This is a genomic window from Erwinia papayae (assembly GCF_058241465.1).
On the sequence record NZ_JBZCHT010000013.1, the window covers coordinates 93,899 to 111,770 of the forward strand.

At 53.8% G+C, this 17,872-nt stretch carries 14 protein-coding genes; 6 read left to right on the forward strand and 8 right to left on the reverse strand.

What is annotated here, in order from left to right:
* The first annotated feature begins 24 nt into the window (after positions 1-24).
* The 3 genes from glnD (at position 25) to AC3RPL_RS16620 (ending at position 4,317) form a co-directional block, all read left to right on the forward strand.
* Positions 25-2,670 (forward strand): bifunctional uridylyltransferase/uridylyl-removing protein GlnD, encoded by a 2,646-nt coding sequence (gene glnD / locus AC3RPL_RS16610; protein WP_490740862.1) that lies wholly within the window; start codon positions 25-27, stop codon positions 2,668-2,670.
* Positions 2,671-2,781: 111 nt separating this feature from the next.
* Positions 2,782-3,606 carry a 2,3,4,5-tetrahydropyridine-2,6-dicarboxylate N-succinyltransferase gene (gene dapD / locus AC3RPL_RS16615; RefSeq protein WP_034937278.1) on the forward strand — a complete coding sequence of 275 codons (825 nt, stop codon included), beginning with the start codon at positions 2,782-2,784 and terminating at the stop codon, positions 3,604-3,606.
* A 318-nt stretch (positions 3,607-3,924) separates the two neighbouring features.
* Positions 3,925-4,317: a DUF3461 family protein gene (locus AC3RPL_RS16620; RefSeq protein ID WP_034937276.1), complete on the forward strand. Its 393-nt coding sequence runs from the start codon at positions 3,925-3,927 to the stop codon at positions 4,315-4,317.
* Positions 4,318-4,444: 127 nt separating this feature from the next.
* On the opposite strand, the gene AC3RPL_RS16625 is transcribed toward AC3RPL_RS16620, so the two are convergent.
* From AC3RPL_RS16625 to dgt, 3 genes are all read right to left on the reverse strand, one after another.
* On the reverse strand, positions 4,445-5,602 hold the full coding sequence (locus AC3RPL_RS16625; RefSeq protein WP_490740863.1) for a CdaR family transcriptional regulator: 1,158 nt from the start codon (positions 5,600-5,602) through the stop codon (positions 4,445-4,447).
* Positions 5,603-5,840: 238 nt separating this feature from the next.
* Positions 5,841-7,274, reverse strand: a complete 1,434-nt coding sequence (gene degP / locus AC3RPL_RS16630) for a serine endoprotease DegP (protein ID WP_490740864.1) — start codon at positions 7,272-7,274, stop codon at positions 5,841-5,843.
* Between the two features lie 146 nt (positions 7,275-7,420).
* Positions 7,421-8,935: a dGTPase gene (gene dgt, locus AC3RPL_RS16635; RefSeq protein WP_490740865.1), complete on the reverse strand. Its 1,515-nt coding sequence runs from the start codon at positions 8,933-8,935 to the stop codon at positions 7,421-7,423.
* Positions 8,936-9,111: 176 nt separating this feature from the next.
* On the opposite strand from dgt, the gene mtnN reads away from it, so the two are divergent.
* Both mtnN and btuF read left to right on the forward strand, forming a co-directional pair.
* Entirely contained in the window at positions 9,112-9,810 is a 699-nt protein-coding gene (gene mtnN, locus AC3RPL_RS16640; protein WP_490740866.1) for a 5'-methylthioadenosine/S-adenosylhomocysteine nucleosidase, read from the forward strand.
* Positions 9,794-10,597 (forward strand): vitamin B12 ABC transporter substrate-binding protein BtuF, encoded by an 804-nt coding sequence (btuF, locus tag AC3RPL_RS16645; RefSeq protein WP_490742071.1) that lies wholly within the window; start codon positions 9,794-9,796, stop codon positions 10,595-10,597. The genes mtnN and btuF overlap by 17 nt, the downstream gene beginning before the upstream one ends.
* Before the next feature lie 130 nt (positions 10,598-10,727).
* On the opposite strand, the gene erpA is transcribed toward btuF, so the two are convergent.
* From erpA to AC3RPL_RS16660, 3 genes are all read right to left on the reverse strand, one after another.
* On the reverse strand, positions 10,728-11,072 hold the full coding sequence (erpA, locus tag AC3RPL_RS16650) for an iron-sulfur cluster insertion protein ErpA (RefSeq protein WP_034937268.1): 345 nt from the start codon (positions 11,070-11,072) through the stop codon (positions 10,728-10,730).
* A gap of 88 nt (positions 11,073-11,160) precedes the next feature.
* Positions 11,161-12,594 carry a H(+)/Cl(-) exchange transporter ClcA gene (clcA, locus tag AC3RPL_RS16655; protein ID WP_490740867.1) on the reverse strand — a complete coding sequence of 478 codons (1,434 nt, stop codon included), beginning with the start codon at positions 12,592-12,594 and terminating at the stop codon, positions 11,161-11,163.
* 202 nt (positions 12,595-12,796) lie between these two features.
* Positions 12,797-13,246: a cupin domain-containing protein gene (locus AC3RPL_RS16660; RefSeq protein WP_490740868.1), complete on the reverse strand. Its 450-nt coding sequence runs from the start codon at positions 13,244-13,246 to the stop codon at positions 12,797-12,799.
* Positions 13,247-13,656: 410 nt separating this feature from the next.
* On the opposite strand from AC3RPL_RS16660, the gene hemL reads away from it, so the two are divergent.
* Positions 13,657-14,940, forward strand: coding sequence for a glutamate-1-semialdehyde 2,1-aminomutase (gene hemL, locus AC3RPL_RS16665; protein ID WP_490740869.1), 1,284 nt, complete (start codon positions 13,657-13,659; stop codon positions 14,938-14,940).
* Positions 14,941-15,010: 70 nt separating this feature from the next.
* Here hemL and fhuB read toward each other — a convergent pair whose 3' ends face one another.
* Positions 15,011-16,990 (reverse strand): Fe(3+)-hydroxamate ABC transporter permease FhuB, encoded by a 1,980-nt coding sequence (fhuB, locus tag AC3RPL_RS16670; protein WP_490740870.1) that lies wholly within the window; start codon positions 16,988-16,990, stop codon positions 15,011-15,013.
* Positions 16,987-17,868 (reverse strand): Fe(3+)-hydroxamate ABC transporter substrate-binding protein FhuD, encoded by an 882-nt coding sequence (gene fhuD, locus AC3RPL_RS16675; RefSeq protein WP_490740871.1) that lies wholly within the window; start codon positions 17,866-17,868, stop codon positions 16,987-16,989. Before fhuD ends, fhuB begins: the two co-directional genes overlap by 4 nt.
* Positions 17,869-17,872: the final 4 nt, after the last annotated feature.

A 17,872-nucleotide genomic window follows, 5' to 3' on the forward strand; every position in this document is an offset into this window, starting at 1 on the left:
GCTAAGCAACACTGGAGCACTGGCGTGACTGAGAGACTAAAAAAATATGGGCTGGCGGACTCTGCGGCAAAGTGGGATGACAGTGAACTGACGCGTGAGGCGCTCAGGCAACATCTGGAGCATTTCCAACAGCAACTGGCGCAGGCTTTTGACCATGGCGTGGAAGTGGAAAAACTGATCGGTGCCCGCACCCTGTTTATCGATCGCCTGCTACGTCGTCTCTGGCGCTTTTTTGGTTTTCCGCAGCAGGATGATATCGCTCTGGTTGCCGTCGGAGGCTACGGCCGGGGGGAGCTGCACCCCCTGTCCGATATTGATGTGCTCATCCTCAGCCGCGCCCCTCTCTCTGCGGAAGACGCCCGACGTGCCAGCGAACTGCTGACGTTGATGTGGGATTTAAAACTGGAAGTAGGCCACAGCGTCAGGACGCTGGAAGAGTGCCTGCTGGAGGGGCTGTCAGACCTGACCGTCGCCACCAATCTGATTGAATCCCGTATGCTTACCGGGGATGTCGCGCTGTTTCTGGAATTGCAGAAAAACGTTTTCAGCGACGGCTTCTGGCCTTCCGATCGTTTCTTTGCCGCCAAAATTACCGAGCAGCAGGAGCGTCATCTGCGCTATCACGGTACCAGTTATAACCTGGAACCCGACATCAAAAGCAGCCCAGGTGGGCTGCGTGATATTCACACGCTGATGTGGGTCGCACGCCGTCATTTTGGTGCCACCTCGCTGGAAGAGATGGTGGGTTTTGGTTTTCTGACTCAGGCCGAACGTAATGAGCTGAACGAGTGCCAGATATTTCTCTGGCGTATCCGTTTTGCCCTGCACCTTTCGTTACCACGCTACGATAACCGCCTGCTGTTCGATCGCCAGTTGAACGTGGCCCAGCGCCTGAATTATCAGGGTGAAGGCAACCAGTCTGTCGAACGGATGATGAAAGATTTCTACCGCGTGACCGGCCGCGTCAGCGAGCTGAATCAGATGCTGCTGCAACTTTTTGACGAAGCCATCCTGGCACTGGGCGAAGATGAAAAACCGCGCGCTATTGATGAAGAATTCCAGTTGCGCGGTCCGCTAATCGACCTGATTGATGAGACGCTGTTTGCCCGCCAGCCAGAAGCGATTATGCGCATGTTCTACACCATGGTGCGCACGCCAAATATTAAAGGCATTTACTCCACCACCCTGCGCCAGCTGCGCCACGCCCGCCGCCATCTGCAACAGCCACTCTGCCATATCCCCGAAGCTCGCCAGCTGTTCCTGGCCATTTTGCGTCATCCCGGTGCGGTCAGCCGGGCGCTGGTGCCAATGCATCGCCACAGCGTGTTATGGGCCTATATGCCGCAGTGGGGCAACATTGTCGGACAGATGCAGTTCGATCTGTTTCATGCTTACACCGTTGATGAACATACCATCCGCGTACTGCAAAAACTGGAGAGTTTTGCCGACGAGGCAACCCGCCCACGTCATCCGCTCTGCGTGGAAATCTGGCCAAGATTACCGCAACCTGAACTCCTGCTGATGGCGGCGTTGTTCCACGACATCGCCAAAGGCCGGGGCGGGGATCACTCCATTCTCGGCGCAGAGGATGCACTGGAATTTGCCGGGCTACACGGTCTGAACTCCCGCGAGACGCAGCTGGTCGCCTGGCTGGTGCGCCATCATTTACTGATGTCAGTAACGGCACAACGACGCGATATTCAGGACCCGACGGAGATCCAGCAATTTGCAGAAGTCATGCAAAACGAGAATCGTCTGCGTTATCTGGTCTGCCTGACGGTGGCCGATATCTGTGCCACCAATGAAACGTTGTGGAACAGCTGGAAGCAGAGTCTGCTGCGTGAACTGTTCTTTGCCGCCGAAAAACAGCTCCGCCGCGGCATGGAAAACAGCCCGGACCTGCGTGAACGTGTTCGCCATCATCGACTTCAGGCACTGGCACTGCTGCGTATGGACAATATTGACGAACGGGCGCTACACAACATCTGGCGACGCTGCCGGGCAGACTATTTCCTGCGTCACACGCCAAATCAGCTGGCCTGGCACGCCCGCCATCTGATGAACCATAACCTGAGCGAACCCCTGGTGCTGGTCAGCCCGCAGGCGACACGCGGCGGTACAGAGATTTTTATCTGGAGCCGTGACCGGCCTTATCTCTTTGCCACCGTGGCCGGTGAGCTGGACAGGCGTAATCTGAGCGTGCATGACGCCCAGATTTTTACCAGCCGGGATGGCATGGCGATGGATACCTTTATCGTACTGGAGCCGGATGGCAGCCCGCTGGCGCCCGATCGTCACAAAATGATCAGTGAAGCGCTGAAGCAGGCTATCGGCCAGACTGACTGGCAGCCCCCCAGAACCCGACGTCAGTCGGCCAGGTTAAAACATTTTAATGTGGAAACTGAAACCAAGTTTTTGCCCACACACACGGATAACCGGACCTACATGGAACTGATCGCACTGGATCAACCCGGTCTGCTGGCACGAGTCGGCGAAGTTTTCGCTGATTTGGGCGTGTCATTGCATGGTGCGCGTATCAGCACCATTGGTGAACGGGTAGAAGATCTCTTTATTCTTGCCGACAGCGAGCGTCATGCGCTCAGTGCGGAATTATGTGACCTGATACGAGAACGGTTGACAGCGGCCCTTAATCCAAACGATAAAGTGTGACCCGGATTTATTTTTTACCGCCTTCCAGGGCTGGCATGGCAGATAACGTGGTGATATGCCCCTGAATCAGGCCAGTCCGGGAATGATGTTTTGATACAGGAAATCAGATTAATGCAACAATTACAGAATGTTATTGAAAGCGCCTTTGAACGTCGCGCCGAGCTGACGCCAACCAACGCCGACACGGTCACCCGTGAAGCAGTCAGCCAGGTTATCAGCCTGCTGGACAGTGGTGCCCTGCGCGTGGCCGAAAAAATTGATGGTCAGTGGGTCACCCATCAGTGGCTGAAAAAAGCCGTGCTGCTGTCGTTCCGACTCAATGACAATCAGGTGATTGACGGCGCAGAAAGCCGCTTTTACGACAAAGTACCAATGAAATTCGCAGACTACGACGATGCCCGTTTCAAAAAAGAGGGTTTCCGCGTGGTTCCACCTGCCGCCGTTCGTCAGGGTGCCTACATTGCACGTAATACGGTGTTGATGCCTTCCTACGTTAATATCGGCGCGTGGGTTGATGAAGGCTCAATGGTGGATACCTGGGCAACCGTGGGTTCCTGCGCCCAGATTGGTAAAAACGTTCACCTGTCCGGTGGCGTAGGTATTGGTGGCGTTCTTGAACCGTTGCAGGCCAATCCGACCATTATTGAAGACAACTGCTTTATCGGTGCGCGTTCAGAAATTGTTGAGGGCGTTATTGTTGAAGAAGGCGCGGTCATCTCAATGGGCGTTTACATCGGTCAGAGCACCAAAATCTACGATCGTGAAACCGGCGAAGTGCATTATGGCCGCGTGCCGGCAGGCTCGGTGGTGGTGTCAGGCAATCTGCCGTCTAAAGACGGTAGCTACAGCCTCTACTGTGCGGTTATCGTGAAAAAAGTGGATGCAAAAACCCGCGGTAAAGTAGGTATCAACGAACTGCTGCGTACCATTGATTAACTGATTCTGCGGGCCACCTTCGTGGCCCGTAATCTTAACTTTACACTTCTGACCGTAAAAAACCGGGTTCGCGTAGCAAAACAACTGATGCTATTGGGTAATAACCAGGCGATAATCCGCGCCGTCAGGCGCACAGACGCTCCCCCGATCGCTTTTCAGATTTTTATTCAGAATCACAAGTACGGGATGAGCGGACTAAGCAAACTCGAGGTATCTCTCAGCCGTCGGTGCGGCAGATTTCATCTTCAGCACCATGACGAGCACAGGGTTTGCCAGGCGCATCCAGAACAACACTCTCCCGTTAAGGAATAAAAAACTATGTACGACAATCTGAAAGGCCTCGGCATCTCTAATCCCGATGATATTGACCGTTACAGTCTGCGTCAGGAAGCCAACAACGATATTCTGAAAATCTACTTCCGCAAAGATAAAGGCGAATTTTTTGCTAAAAGCGTCAAGTTCAAATATCCACGTCAACGCAAAACCGTGGTGGCAGATAATGTCAGCCAGGGTTATAAAGAAATTCAGGAAATCAGCCCGAACCTGCGTTACGTTATTGATGAGCTGGACCAGATTTGCCAACGCGATCAGGCCGAAGTGGACTTAAAACGTAAGATCCTTGACGATCTGCGTCACCTCGAAAGCGTGGTGACCAACAAAATCAAAGAAATTGAGTCTGACCTGGAAAAACTCACCAACGGTAGTCGTTAATCGCTTCTTTGATGGCTCCATTGCAGATAATTAACCTGCAAGCTTATGGAGCCTTTCTTCTGCCATACGGTCGTGATGATAATGAGTATTAGCATCCACGACAGATAATCCTTTGCTCCGCCAGGCCTCAGACTTCTTCGTCAAGCTGCAAAGCGACATAGAGCAACAGCCGATCGTCAAAATTACTCAGATTAAGGCCCGTCAGCTCTGAAATACGATTAAGGCGATATTCAAGGGTATTACGGTGGATGTACAACGCCTTTGCTGTAGCAGAAGGCTGCACATTATTACTAAACCATGCGATCAGGGTGCGTTTGAGCAGGCCGTTATTGTCCATCGATTTCAGTCTGGCCAGCGGGCGAGATAACTCACCGGCCTGCCAGCCACCGCGCAAACTGTCCAGCAGTACCGGCAACACTAAATCCTGGTAAAAATAGCTGCGTAATTCCGGCATTCTCTGCTTGCCAACCAGCATGGTGGTTCGGGCTGTTCGGTAAGAACGGGCAATACTGCCCGGCCCGGTGAAAAAATTGCCCAGCGCGATACGCATACGTAAATGACCGCTCTCTTTCATCCGCGCCTGTAAAAGCTCAACCCGCTTGCGATGATCTTCCGCATCAAAGCGGCCATAAGCGTTGAAGGCCGGTTTCAGCACCACCATTTCAGTGAGCGAGACGATAGCAATCAGGTTATCCCGTTCGGGTGTGGTCAACAGGGTTTGCAACTGTTGTAACTCGGACATGGCGCTGTCCACTCCCAACTGACCACTGTCAACCTCCACCACCGCTACCACACGCGGCTGATTCAGATCGATCCGCAGTCGCTGTGCCCACTCCGTCAACGCCGGAGACAGCGTATCGCTTCGGATCAGGTTCAGCACCAGCTCTTCCCGCAGGCGACTGTCCTGCGCCAGCAAATGCAACAGTCGCGCCTGCTCCAGCATCATTTCGGCAGTCATACACACCAGCTCGCCATAATGCCGCAGTGCAACAGGTTCCCCGGTCAGGCCGATTACGCCAACAATTTCTCCGTCGATGCGCAGCGGCAGATTGATACCCGGCCTTACCCCATGCAGGTGCCTCGCCACAGCGTCGTCAATATCCACCACCCGCGCCTGAGACAGTGCCAGTAAAGCTCCTTCGTGCATTTCACCAATTCGCTCTGAATCGCCACTGCCGATGATGCGACCTCGCGCGTCCATCACATTGACATTACTGTCAATAATTTTCATGGTCCGGGCAACAATGTCCTGGGCAAGGCGGGCATCGAGATGATAAGTCGCCATCCATCAACTCCTGAAAAGCATCATTCCGCCAGCATACCCGCTGGAAGATAGCGAAACATTGTGCATATGCATCAAGCGTGATCCAGACCGAAAAATTATGGCCAATAGCAGAAAAGATAGTCAGGAGAAATGTCAGCAGGCGGAAAGCAACAGCGGGAAATTTAATACGGAGTAACAGGGGCTCGAGGGCCAGTGCGCTGAGCGGTAAGATTACAGCGCCCTGGCCATCGACGAACGGTTATTGCATCAACAGATAAATAGTGCTGTCGCCACGTTGAATATTCAGCGCCAGTACCGATGGTTTGGTATCAAGGATCTTACGCAGTTCACCCAGGTTGGCGATGGCCTGTTGGTTAACCCCCAGAATCACATCATCCTTCTTCAGCCCGATACGTTCAGCAGCAGAACCCGGCTTGACGCTATCAACTTTGACGCCCTTTATGCCTTTGGCATCATAGTTGCTGAAGTCCGCCCCTTCGATGCCGGTATAAATCGTGCCGGAATCGACTTTGGTCTGGGTGCTTTGCTGCAACTCTACGTTAACCGTAACGGGTTTACCGTCACGGATCAGGCCCAGCGCCAGTTTACTTCCCACAGGCATAGTCCCTACCTGAGCACGCAAGGCAGCGAAGCTGGCAATCGCCTTGCCGTTGATGGAAACCACCACGTCCCCGGCTTTAATTCCCGCTTTTGCGGCGGAGGAGTTTGGCAAAACCTGGCTGACAAAAGCACCGCGTTGCGCATCGACTTTCATCGCTTTCGCCAGTTCAGAGTTCAGTTCAGTGCCCATGATACCCAGCTCACCGCGTTTGACCTGGCCATACTCAACCATCTGTGCGGTAAGGTTTTTAACCATATTACTGGGGATGGCGAAACCAATACCGATGTTGCCACCGTCAGGTGCGAGGATCGCCGTATTAATACCGATCAGCTCACCATTAAGGTCGACCAGCGCACCACCAGAGTTGCCCCGGTTAATTGCCGCATCGGTCTGAATAAAGTTTTCGTAATTTTCCACGTTCAGGCCACTGCGTCCCAGCGCAGAGACAATACCGGAGGTAACCGTTTCACCTAAACCGTAAGGGTTACCGATAGCCACGGTGTAATCCCCCACACGCAGGTTGTCGGAATCCGCAATCTTAATCGCTGTGAGGTTTTTCGCCTCTTCCAGCTGGATCAGAGCGATATCGGAACGGGGATCTTTACCAATGACTTTCGCATCGTATTTCCGCCCGTCACTCAGTTGAACCTGAATTTTGGTGGCGTTATTGACCACATGGTTATTGGTGACGACATAGCCTTTTGCGGCATCAATCACCACACCGGAACCCAGAGCACGAAATTTCTCCTGCTGAGTATTGCCCTCACCCTGTCCCTGATCGCTTCCCCCCTGGCACATCGGCGACCTCTGGAAAGGCGAACCGTCCTGGCAGAATGGCGAGTTGCCACCAAAGAACTGCTGGAACTGCTGGGGTAAACGAGGTGTGCGTACTGTTGTGCTCCCTTCAACATTAATACTCACTACTGAAGGCATCACTTTTTCTAACATAGGTGCCAGGCTTGGCAGTTGCTGGCTGGAGGAAGAAGCGGTTTCTGCGGCCAAAACAGTGATTGGGTTCATGGCCATTCCCAGGCTCAGAACCAATGCGCTAGCTAAAAGTGTTTTTTTCATGCGTCTGTTTCTCAAAGTGTCCAATTATTCAACCATGCAGTGGTTGTCCGGATAAGATTCAATTTTTAGCGCTAAGTTCATGAGTAAGTCTCAGCTAAAGGTAAAAAAATATTCTGCATCTTTACAAAATTCTGGTCAGGTGAAATTTACTCTACTGCCATCAGACGACGATATTCATCCCACGCATACAAATCGGTCATGCCACTGACATAATCCTGTAACAGGCGTGCCCGATAATACTTTTCCCACAGAAATCGCTCGAAAGGATAACTCACTTTCAAACTACGCATATGTACGGAGTAGGCTTTCCTGTGTTTTCCTGAGAGTTTATGAAATAAACGCGTTTCAATAGGGTAATCTTTATGAAAATCTTCATTAATCAGAATGTTAAAATCAGAATATGACATCGCCCACAACGGCTGATAAATATTCAGAAGTCCTCTTATAACCTGATAACCCTGTAATTCAAGCTGTTCAACTTCAGCATGATTAAATACATGTTTCCTTGCCACCACTTTAAATAAGGCCAGTAGCTGGCTTTCATTACTTTCATCTTCCAGCAGCGAATGGTTGAAATCTCCCTGATATATTGCGGCAATATTATCAATAAAACGTCTGACCGCATGTTCAACCAATACGGATTGTACGCCCACCCTGAGCTTCATAAAAAAGGTGTCACTACGGCTACGGTAACGCTCTTTGCTTTGCACTTCACTGTAAGCAAAGTCGATTATCTTTACAAACAGCGCATCCGAATTGACTTTTTTCTTCGTCTTCAGCAATTGCCACTCAGCCTGGAGATAGCCATAAAGCTGATCAACGCTAAAAATAGCTTTTTCGACAGCATCATCAAGGTCGGCAATACAATAAGAAATATCATCTGCGGCTTCCATAATATAGGTCAGAGGAAAACGATGATATTGTTCTGTCGACGTGGCCCGAAGCAATTCTGAGACAAACTTCTCTTCCGAAAGATAATAACCCGGCTTTTTCATCAGGGTAGCAAAGCGTTCAGGTTTTTCGCCGCTGTACCAGGCAGGCGCAGTATATTTCAGAATACAGGCGACCTGCACATAAGAGAGATTGAGCTGTAAAAGCGTGTGAACCAACCGGATAGCCTGAGCATTGCCTTCAAAATGGCAGAGATCCTGGCGTAGCTTTGCATTCATCGCCAGAAATGCTTCATTTTGTTCACTGTTTTTCACCCCCACGTCTGACGGTTCAATCAGTAATCCGGGCAGATTCAATTTAAACCAGTCATTAATAGCCGCTTCGCCAAAATGACCAAAGGGGGGATTACCCACGTCATGCAGCAGGCACGACATTTCAACCAGACTTTCAAATGCGCCGGCAAAATCGGCAAGACCAAATTGCTCCAGACCGCCAGGCTGGGCTTTTAACTGCTGAATAATTTCTTTGGCAATGTAGCGACCGGTCTGCTGAACTTCCAGCGAATGTGTCAGGCGGGAGCGGACGGCAGCATTTCTTTCCAGCGGAAAAACCTGGGTTTTCTGTTGCAGGCGGCGGATGGCCGCAGAGTTAATGATCCTGCCGCGATCGCTTTCAAAATGCCGGGTGATGCGATATTCACCCTGGGGCTGTTCGCGGTTATTAAACGGTCTTTCAAAACTGAATTTCTTCCTGAAATCGACAACGGGCATAGTCGTCCCCCCGAACAGGCTGCCTGGGTGAGTTGAGTAATGTCTTAACCGCAGATGATCCGGCCAACTCTGCTACTGACTGGCTCACACCGCCAGCGAGGAGTCAGCCCTGGTTAATCATGGTAAACTATGCACCATATCTGACGAGTTGTTCCACAACATTAGCGAGTATCCCTATGAAAGCAGGCATTATTGGTGCGATGGAGCAGGAAGTTGTGCTGCTGCGTGACAAAATAGAAAATCGCCAGACAATTACGCGGGCAGGCTGCGAAATTTATACAGGTACACTTAATGGCGTGGAGGTGGCGCTGTTAAAGTCGGGTATCGGTAAAGTGTCCGCTGCGCTGGGAACCACGCTGCTGCTGGAAATGTGCAAACCGGATGTGATTATCAATACCGGCTCTGCCGGCGGTCTTGCCGCAACCCTGAAAGTGGGTGATATCGTGGTTTCTGACGAAGTTCGTTATCACGATGCTGATGTCACCGCCTTTGGTTATCAGCCGGGCCAGATGGCAGGTTGTCCGGCGGCTTTTGCAGCGGATGCGGATCTCATCGCTGCAACTGAGCGCTGCATTCAGCAACTTGGCCTGCATGCAGTGCGTGGCCTGGTGGTGAGTGGCGATGCTTTTATCAATGGCGCAGAACCTCTGGCCCGCATTCGTGCCACCTTCCCACAGGCAGTTGGGGTAGAGATGGAAGCGACGGCGATTGCCCACGTCTGTCACCAGTTTGGTACACCTTTTGTTGTGGTCCGTGCTATCTCTGATGTCGCCGACCAGTCCTCCCATCTGAGCTTCGAAGAGTTCCTTACCGTCGCGGCTGCTCAGTCCTCACTGCTGGTTGAAACGCTGCTGGCACATCTCAAAGGTGATTAAAGCCCTCTGGCTGCTGCTGCTCTGTTGCACGGCGGCAGCCAACTCCGCTCCACGGGTAATCACACTCTCCCCGGCCCTGACCGAGCTGGCCTTTGCTGCCGGGATCACCCCGGTCGGGGTTAGCAGCTATTCAGACTACCCGCCGGAGGCTGGCGGCATTCAGCAGGTTGCCAGCTGGCAGGGGATCAACACGGAACGGATTATCGGGCTTAAACCTGATGTGGTTCTGGCATGGCGAGGGGGTAATCCACAGCGCCAGGTGGATCAACTGAAAGCCTTTGGCATCCGGGTGGAATGGATCGATGCAACAACGTTCAGCGAGATGATCGCCAGCTTGCTCAGTTTAAAAAAGTGGAGCCTGCAACCTGAAAAAGCGGAACAGGAAGCCCACAGACTGCAACAATACCGTGATCTTTTACAGCAACGTTACGCCGGACTGGCAAAAAAAACCGTGTTTCTGCAATTCAGTCATCAGCCTTTATTTACCGCATCGCGTCATACCCTGCAAAATGAAATCCTGCAACTTTGTGGAGGCGAGAACATTTTTGCCAACAGTCGCATCCCCTGGCCACAGGTCAGCCGCGAACAGGTACTGATACGCCATCCGCAGGTGATCGTATTCGTCGGTGAGCCACAACGCGTTTCATCGGTGGAAGCATTCTGGCAACCGCAACTTAACGTCACGGCGATAGCATTAAAAGATGACTGGTTCAGTCGGCCCGGCCCGCGCATCCTGCTTGCCGCGCAACAGTTATGTCATGCACTGCATCCTGAGACAGCAAAGTAATTTGTGGCTGGACAAACCAGACAATGCGACCGGATGAGGTGAGGTGTCGATATCTGAACAGAGTTTACGAAGAGGGATATTACGGCGGAAACAGCAAAACCCCGCAGCGAATGCTTTGGGGCGAGGTTATTCAGATACTGAAGGACGATCCACAACCGCAGGTGGTTTTGGCGTTAGGGTTGGTCACCACAAAACGCGAGCCTTCAAGACCTTCGGTGTAATCGACCGAGCCACCCACCAGATATTGCAGGCTCATCGGATCAACCACCAGCGCAACACCGGCTTTCTCGATAGTCATATCGCCGTCGTTGACCTTATCATCAAAGGTAAAGCCATACTGGAAACCGCTACAGCCACCACCGGTAATATAAACGCGCAGTTTCAAATCGGGATTGTCTTCATCTGAAATCAGATTTTTGACTTTACTGGCCGCAGCTTCGGTAAATTGCAGAGGCAGAGCTGGATTGTCACTCATGTATTACTCCGGTTACATACGGGCCTTCGCCCGGCAGGTCATATTTCGACCATTAATGGCGTTATTATCTTACAGCGTAGTGCAGCAATCAAGTATCAGCCTGCACAGCGTGAGGATGCACAGCTTTCTGTGCGGCGGCATCATCTGCCCGTTGCTGTTTTGCCAGCAGGCGGGCAAGCAGGGAAGAGTAAAGCGGCTTGCCACCAAGAAACTGAGCCAGCAGGGTGGCACCCAGACAGGTAATAATCATCGGCAAAATCAGCTGATAATTGTCGGTCATCTCCAGCACCAGCACGATACCCGTCAGCGGAGCCCTGACTGATGCGGCAAACAATGCCCCCATCCCGGCAATGGCAAAGGTTCCTGCCTCAAGGTGATAAGCCGGGAACAGCGAAGCGCTGGCCATGCCAAACGCCGTCCCTAACAGGGTTCCCAGCGCCAGCATGGGGGCAAAAATCCCACCGGGTGCGCCCGACCCGAAGCACAGCAAGGTGGTTATGACCCTGGCAATAAAAATAAACAGCAGCATCCCTACGGTATAATGGCCCGCAACGGCAATCGGAATCAGATTGAAGCCGCCCCCGGCCGCTTCAGGCTCGATCATCCCCAGCACGCCACATATTCCGCCGAGCAAACCGCCCATAATCAGTACCTTACGCAGGTTGCCACCATGCAGATGCTGAAACATATCCTGAGCCTTAAAAATCAGTGCATTAAACGCCACGCCCACCACACCAAAAATCATGCCCAGCAGCAGATACAGCCACAGCGTGTTGACCGGCGAGTCAGCCAGTTTACCCACGGCGATTACCGCATGTTCGCCATTGAAATAGCGAAACACAATGCTGGACATGATGACGCCAATAAATACTGCCTTAATTGAGATCAGGCTGTAGCGAAATTGCAGGCGCATCTCTTCAATGATGAACAGGATGCCGGCCAGCGGCGCATTGAACGCAGCGGAAAGGCCAGCAGCAGCCCCGGTCGCCAGAAGGGAGTGGCGAGCCTCAGCCCCTTTCATGCGGAAAATATCCAGCACCATACGCCCGACGTTTCCGCCCAGTTGAACCGTCGGCCCTTCACGCCCCAGCACCATCCCTGCGCCCAGCGTTCCCATCCCACCAATAAATTTTACCGGAATGACACGCCACCAGCGCACTGGCCGCAGCTCTTCCAGCGCCCCTTCAATCTCAGGAATTCCTGAGCCGGAAGCCTCAGGCGCAAAACGACGCACCAGGTAATAGCCGATAAGCGCCAGTGTGGCAGAGAGAATAAATGCCAGGGGAAAAGCCAACAGCCAGTGGTTTTGCACATGGGAGAGAATTGCCAGTCGCCAGGTGCTCACCGCAGTAACGGCTTTTTCAAAGGCAACGCCTGTCAGCCCCGCCAGAATACCCACGATACCTGCCATCACCAGCACCATTGCCGGGGTTTTATCACGTCGCAGTAGCAGACGGAGAAAATCACTGCGTCTTGCCGGGACGACATTTAACGTATCAGTCGAAGAGGTTGGCTCAGTCATATGCCGGAATTATTCTTTTGGGAAAGGTGGGTATCTTACGCCGCTGAGCGCAGAAGTCCCGCAGGAAAATAACCTCTTTTCCTGACACGGGTATCAGCGCATCTGCATGCGTGCCAGCCATTTCTGTAAAACAGCCTGATAATTTAGCGTGGAATGCCCCCGGCTTTGGTGACCGGGGGTTTTAATATGAAAAAACGTCTGTTTATCTGTCGGCAATAAAATGGTCGTTATCCCCGACCGGAATATAAACACGCATCCATTCCTCACCATCAAGAATGTCCCAACTGTGCCCTTCTCCCTGCGTATCCGCCGCCAGCAGCACCGTGCCCGGCTGGATAATAAAGGTCGAGCCATCGCTGACCCTAAATCTGAGTTTCCCTTTGAGGGTGACCACATACTGCTTTTTCGGCGCGGGATGTACCCCTTTTTGCCATTGTTCAAAAGTATTGCTGAAATAGAGCCCGTCGGAAGACAACTTCGCCAGAGAAGGAATTGAGCCCTTAATAAAAGCGGAGTGATTGCCCGCCGTGTTGATCAGCTTTATTGCGGGAATACGATGCTGGTCGGCTGTGGTTTTAAGGGTTTGTGCATCTGCGGTCACAGAAACAAACAAACTCGCTGTAGCCAGAAATAAATGTATCAATTTTTTCAAGATGTTATCCGAAGTTGATTATAAAGTGTCTTTTTTGATTAAAAATCAGGCAATACACTAAATCACTTCAACAGAAACCCTCAGAAAAAAATAGTTACATAATTATTGTCCACGGCATTGGCGTGGAGATCCCCTTTTCGTACCACCATTCACGGCATCCCAGCGCGAAAGTAACCTCTTCCTTTTTTTCGTTTCGGGATGAAGTCGAGTTTTCGGGCTTTCTTCTCTGAGAAAAGAGGTCATCGGAGATGAAAAAGACGCGCTATACCGAAGAGCAGGTTGCTTTTACCCTTAAGCAGGCTGAAACCGCGAGAGGGAGGATTTCAGTTTACTGGACACGAATATTTAACCTGCCACCATGTTCCCTTAGAATGGCACGTTTTTCTTTATGCATCCTCAGGAGCCAAACCATGAGTAAGTCTGAAAATCTGTATGCTCAGGCGCAACAAGTTATTCCCGGCGGAGTTAACTCGCCGGTACGCGCCTTCACCGGCGTAGGCGGTGTGCCACTGTTTATTGAACGTGCTGACGGAGCCTGTCTGTACGACGCAGATGGCAAGGCTTATATCGACTACGTGGGTTCCTGGGGACCGATGGTGCTGGGCCATAATCACCCCGCTATCCGTAATGCGGTGATTGATGCGGCGCAACGGGGATTAAGCTTTGGCGCGCCCACCGAGATGGAAGTCAAAATGGCGGAGCTGGTCACCACGCTGGTGCCCACCATGGATATGGTGCGGATGGTCAACTCGGGCACCGAAGCCACCATGAGCGCCATACGTCTGGCGCGTGGTTTCACCCACCGTGACAAAATCATCAAATTTGAGGGCTGCTATCACGGACATGCCGACTGCCTGCTGGTGAAAGCCGGTTCCGGCGCGCTGACGCTCGGTCAGCCAAACTCACCAGGGGTCCCGGCAGATTTTGCGAAGCATACCCTGACCTGCACTTATAACGATCTCCATTCTGTACGAGCCGCTTTTGAGCAGTATCCGCAGGACGTCGCCTGCATTATCGTCGAACCGGTGGCGGGCAATATGAATTGCATCCCGCCTCAGCCGGATTTCCTGCCCGATCTGCGAGCGCTTTGTGATGAATTCGGCGCGCTGTTGATTATCGACGAAGTGATGACCGGCTTTCGCGTTGCTCTGGCGGGCGCGCAGGACTACTACAACGTGGTGCCGGATCTGACCTGTCTTGGCAAAATTATTGGTGGCGGGATGCCGGTTGGCGCATTTGGTGGCCGTCGAGACGTTATGGAAGCGCTGGCCCCTGGCGGTCCGGTTTACCAGGCTGGCACCCTGTCCGGTAATCCGGTGGCGATGGCTGCCGGTTTCGCCTGCCTGAACGAAATAGCTAAACCGGGCGTACACAGCACGCTGGCCGCGCTGACCACCCGGCTGGCTGAGGGCCTGCTGGCCGCAGCACAAGCAGAAAATATTCCGCTGGTGGTGAATCACGTTGGCGGCATGTTTGGCCTGTTCTTTACCGATGCCCCTGCGGTGACCTGTTACGCTGACGTGACCCGCTGTGACACGGGACGCTTTAAACAGTTCTTTCATCTGATGCTTAAAGAGGGCGTGTATCTGGCACCTTCCGCATTCGAAGCAGGCTTTATGTCGCTGGCACACAGTCAGGAAGAGATTCAACGCACCATTGATGCTGCCCGCCGCTGTTTTGCTCAGCTGAACTGATTACCGCTGATGCCGGGCGGCTCCTGCAAGGGGCTGCCCGGCAGACAATCCCCCCTGAGGCGGCCAGACGCTACGCTCTGCGCAACAGCCAGACAAAGTAAGGCGCGCCGATAAAGGTTGCCAGCAGTCCGGCCGGCACCTGGGCCGGAAAAGCAACCATTCGTCCACACCAGTCAGCCACCGCCATCATGCCACCGCCCAGCAACGTGGCAATCATCAATTGTGGCAGCGCCCGGCGGAAACCCAGCATCCGGGCAATATGCGGTGCCATCAGGCCAATAAAACTCAGGGGGCCAATGGTCAGCGTAGCGGCGGCGGTCAGTGCTGCCGCCAGCAGCAGCAAGGTCATGCGCGCGGGTTTCAACGCCAGCCCGACAGAACGGGCCGTTTCACCACCCAGCGGCAGCAGAGTCAGGGCGCGATGACAAAGCGGTGCCAACGCCAGCAGCACGGCGGCCACCACCACCGTCCGCCAGGCCTGGGCGGCGTCAACGTGATAGGTGGAACCGGCAATCCACGTCATCAGCTCTGCCATCCGGGGATCGCCACTGGCCATCAGCAGCAGCAGCAGCGTGGCAAACGCGGTGCTGAGCGCCATCCCCGCCAGCAGCATTCTTTCCGGCGAAAACCCACCCCGACCACCAACAAAAGTGATAATCATCAGCGTCAGCGTGGCGCCGATACAACCGGCAGGCAGCAGCCAGCCAAAAGCATCACCGGGTACGATAAACAACATCACCACCACGCCAAAGGCCGCCCCGGAGCTGATCCCCAACACTTCCGGGCTGGCCATCGGGTTACCGGTAAGACGCTGTACAATGCAGCCCGCCACGCCCAGCATCATCCCGGTCGCAACGGCGGCGGCCAGACGTGGTAAACGCCACGGCAGCAGCTGCTGCCAGAGTTCGCCCGTCGCCCACTGCCAGCCGTGCGCATCACGACCGAAACTCAGGGCGACAACACTTAGTATCAGCAGCAGCAACAGGGCCAGACTTCCCCACATCAGCAGTTGATGGCGCTCAGTCGGTACGTTATCTCCCTGATCCATTGGTGGCATCACCGCAGTGGTTTTCAGTCGCGGTAACAGCCACAGCAACAGAGGTGCGCCAATAATCGCCGTCGCCGTCCCGGTTGACACTTCACGCCAGTTAGCCGTCAGCCAGATCACGCACTGATCAGCCAGCCACAGCAACAGCATCCCGATAAGCGGAGCCAGCAGCAGCCGACTGAGCAATCGTCTGGCTCCAAGCATCTTCGTCAGCAGCGGGGCAAACAGACCTATGAAACTGATGATCCCGGCGGCGTTTACCAGCTGTGCGCTGAGCACGATGGCCAGTAACAGCACCGCCAGTCGCGTCAGCGACAGCGCCAGACCGAGGTTTTTTGCCACGCCGTCATCCAGCCCCATTAAGGTCATCGGACGCAGCAAAAACAGAGACAAGACCAGCCCTGTCAACAGTTTCGGCCAGAGAAAGCTGACGTTACTCCAGTCCATCTGGTTCAGTGTGCCGGTGCTCCAGAGAAAGATGTTTTGCAGACGGTCGTGGTTAAACAGGCCAATCAGTTGATTGACCGCCCCGCAGTAGAGCGACATCACCAGCCCCGCGAGGATCAGGGTCACCGGTGACAAACGTTTACCCCAGGCAATGCCAAAGACAATCAGCCCGACCAGTATCGCCCCCGTCATCGCCGCCATCTGCTGGGTTACCAGCCCGCCAGGCAGGCTCCACAGCGTGGCAACGGTCAGCCCCAGCTGTGCCCCTGTCGCCACCCCCAGCGTGGTCGGTTCGGCAAGCGGATTACGCAGCACCTGCTGAAACAGCACTCCCACCAGTCCCAGCCCTGCCCCCACCAGTAAGGAGAGCGCCAGCCGGGGCAGCAGACTGTAATGAAATACCATCTGATCCACCTGCTCCGGGCTGGCAGTATGCAGCACAGCGAGCCATTGCGACGGCGGCAACGCCTGGCTGAAGTTGTAGCCTGTCAGGCTGACCGCCGCTGCCAGCAGTAGCGTCAGCAGGGCAAGCGGAAAACGCAGGGCTGTTTTCATGCTGCCCCCAACGCGCCGTCAAGTTCACGGCAAAAACGCATCGCAGAGAGCGTCGCGCCATAGAACCAGACCTGTGGCACGCGCCTGAAGCGGTTCTGACGGACGAAAGGCAATGAGCGCCAGAGCGGTGTGGCGGTAACCTGGGCCACCAGCGCGTCATCACCGTGGTCGAAACAGACCGCATCCACATCCTGCATTGCGGCCAGCCGCTCCAGCCCAACAATCGCACTTCCCCAGAAGTTGGTTTCCCCCTGCCAGGCATTTTCAATACCCAACAAGGTCATGACTTCCAGGAACAGACTGCCCTTACCAAACACCAGTGCGTGGCGCGGATCGAGAATCGACATCAGCAACAGGGGCCGCTGCACCCTGGCGGCAATACGTGCTCTGGATGCAGCGATAAAGGCGTCAAAAGAGGCAAGGTGGTGTTGCGCCTGCGGGACGCGATCCAGAGGTTCAGCCAGCTGCATCAGCGATTTACGCGCCATCGTCAGCGGTTTACCACTGGCATCGCTGAAGGGAAAGCCTATGCCCGGTGCAATCTGTGCAATTTTTCCCGCAGAGGGACCATAGCCGGAAGAGTATAGAATCAGTGACGGTTTCATCTGGATCAGCAGCTCCAGATTGGGCTCCGTACGCAGTCCTACATCCACCGTGGAGGCGGGCAATGCCGGTTCTCCCACCCACAGTTTGTACTGGTACATCTCCGCCGCGCCCATCGGCGTCACCCCAAGCGCCATCAGCAGCTCAACAGGGAGCCACTCCAGCGCAATAATGCGTTGTGTATCAATCGGGGAAGCCGCGCGCGCAGCCAACGCCGGTAACAGCGGAGAAAGCGCCAGCGCCATCAGCAGGCGACGACGGTAATAATCAGGCATCAAT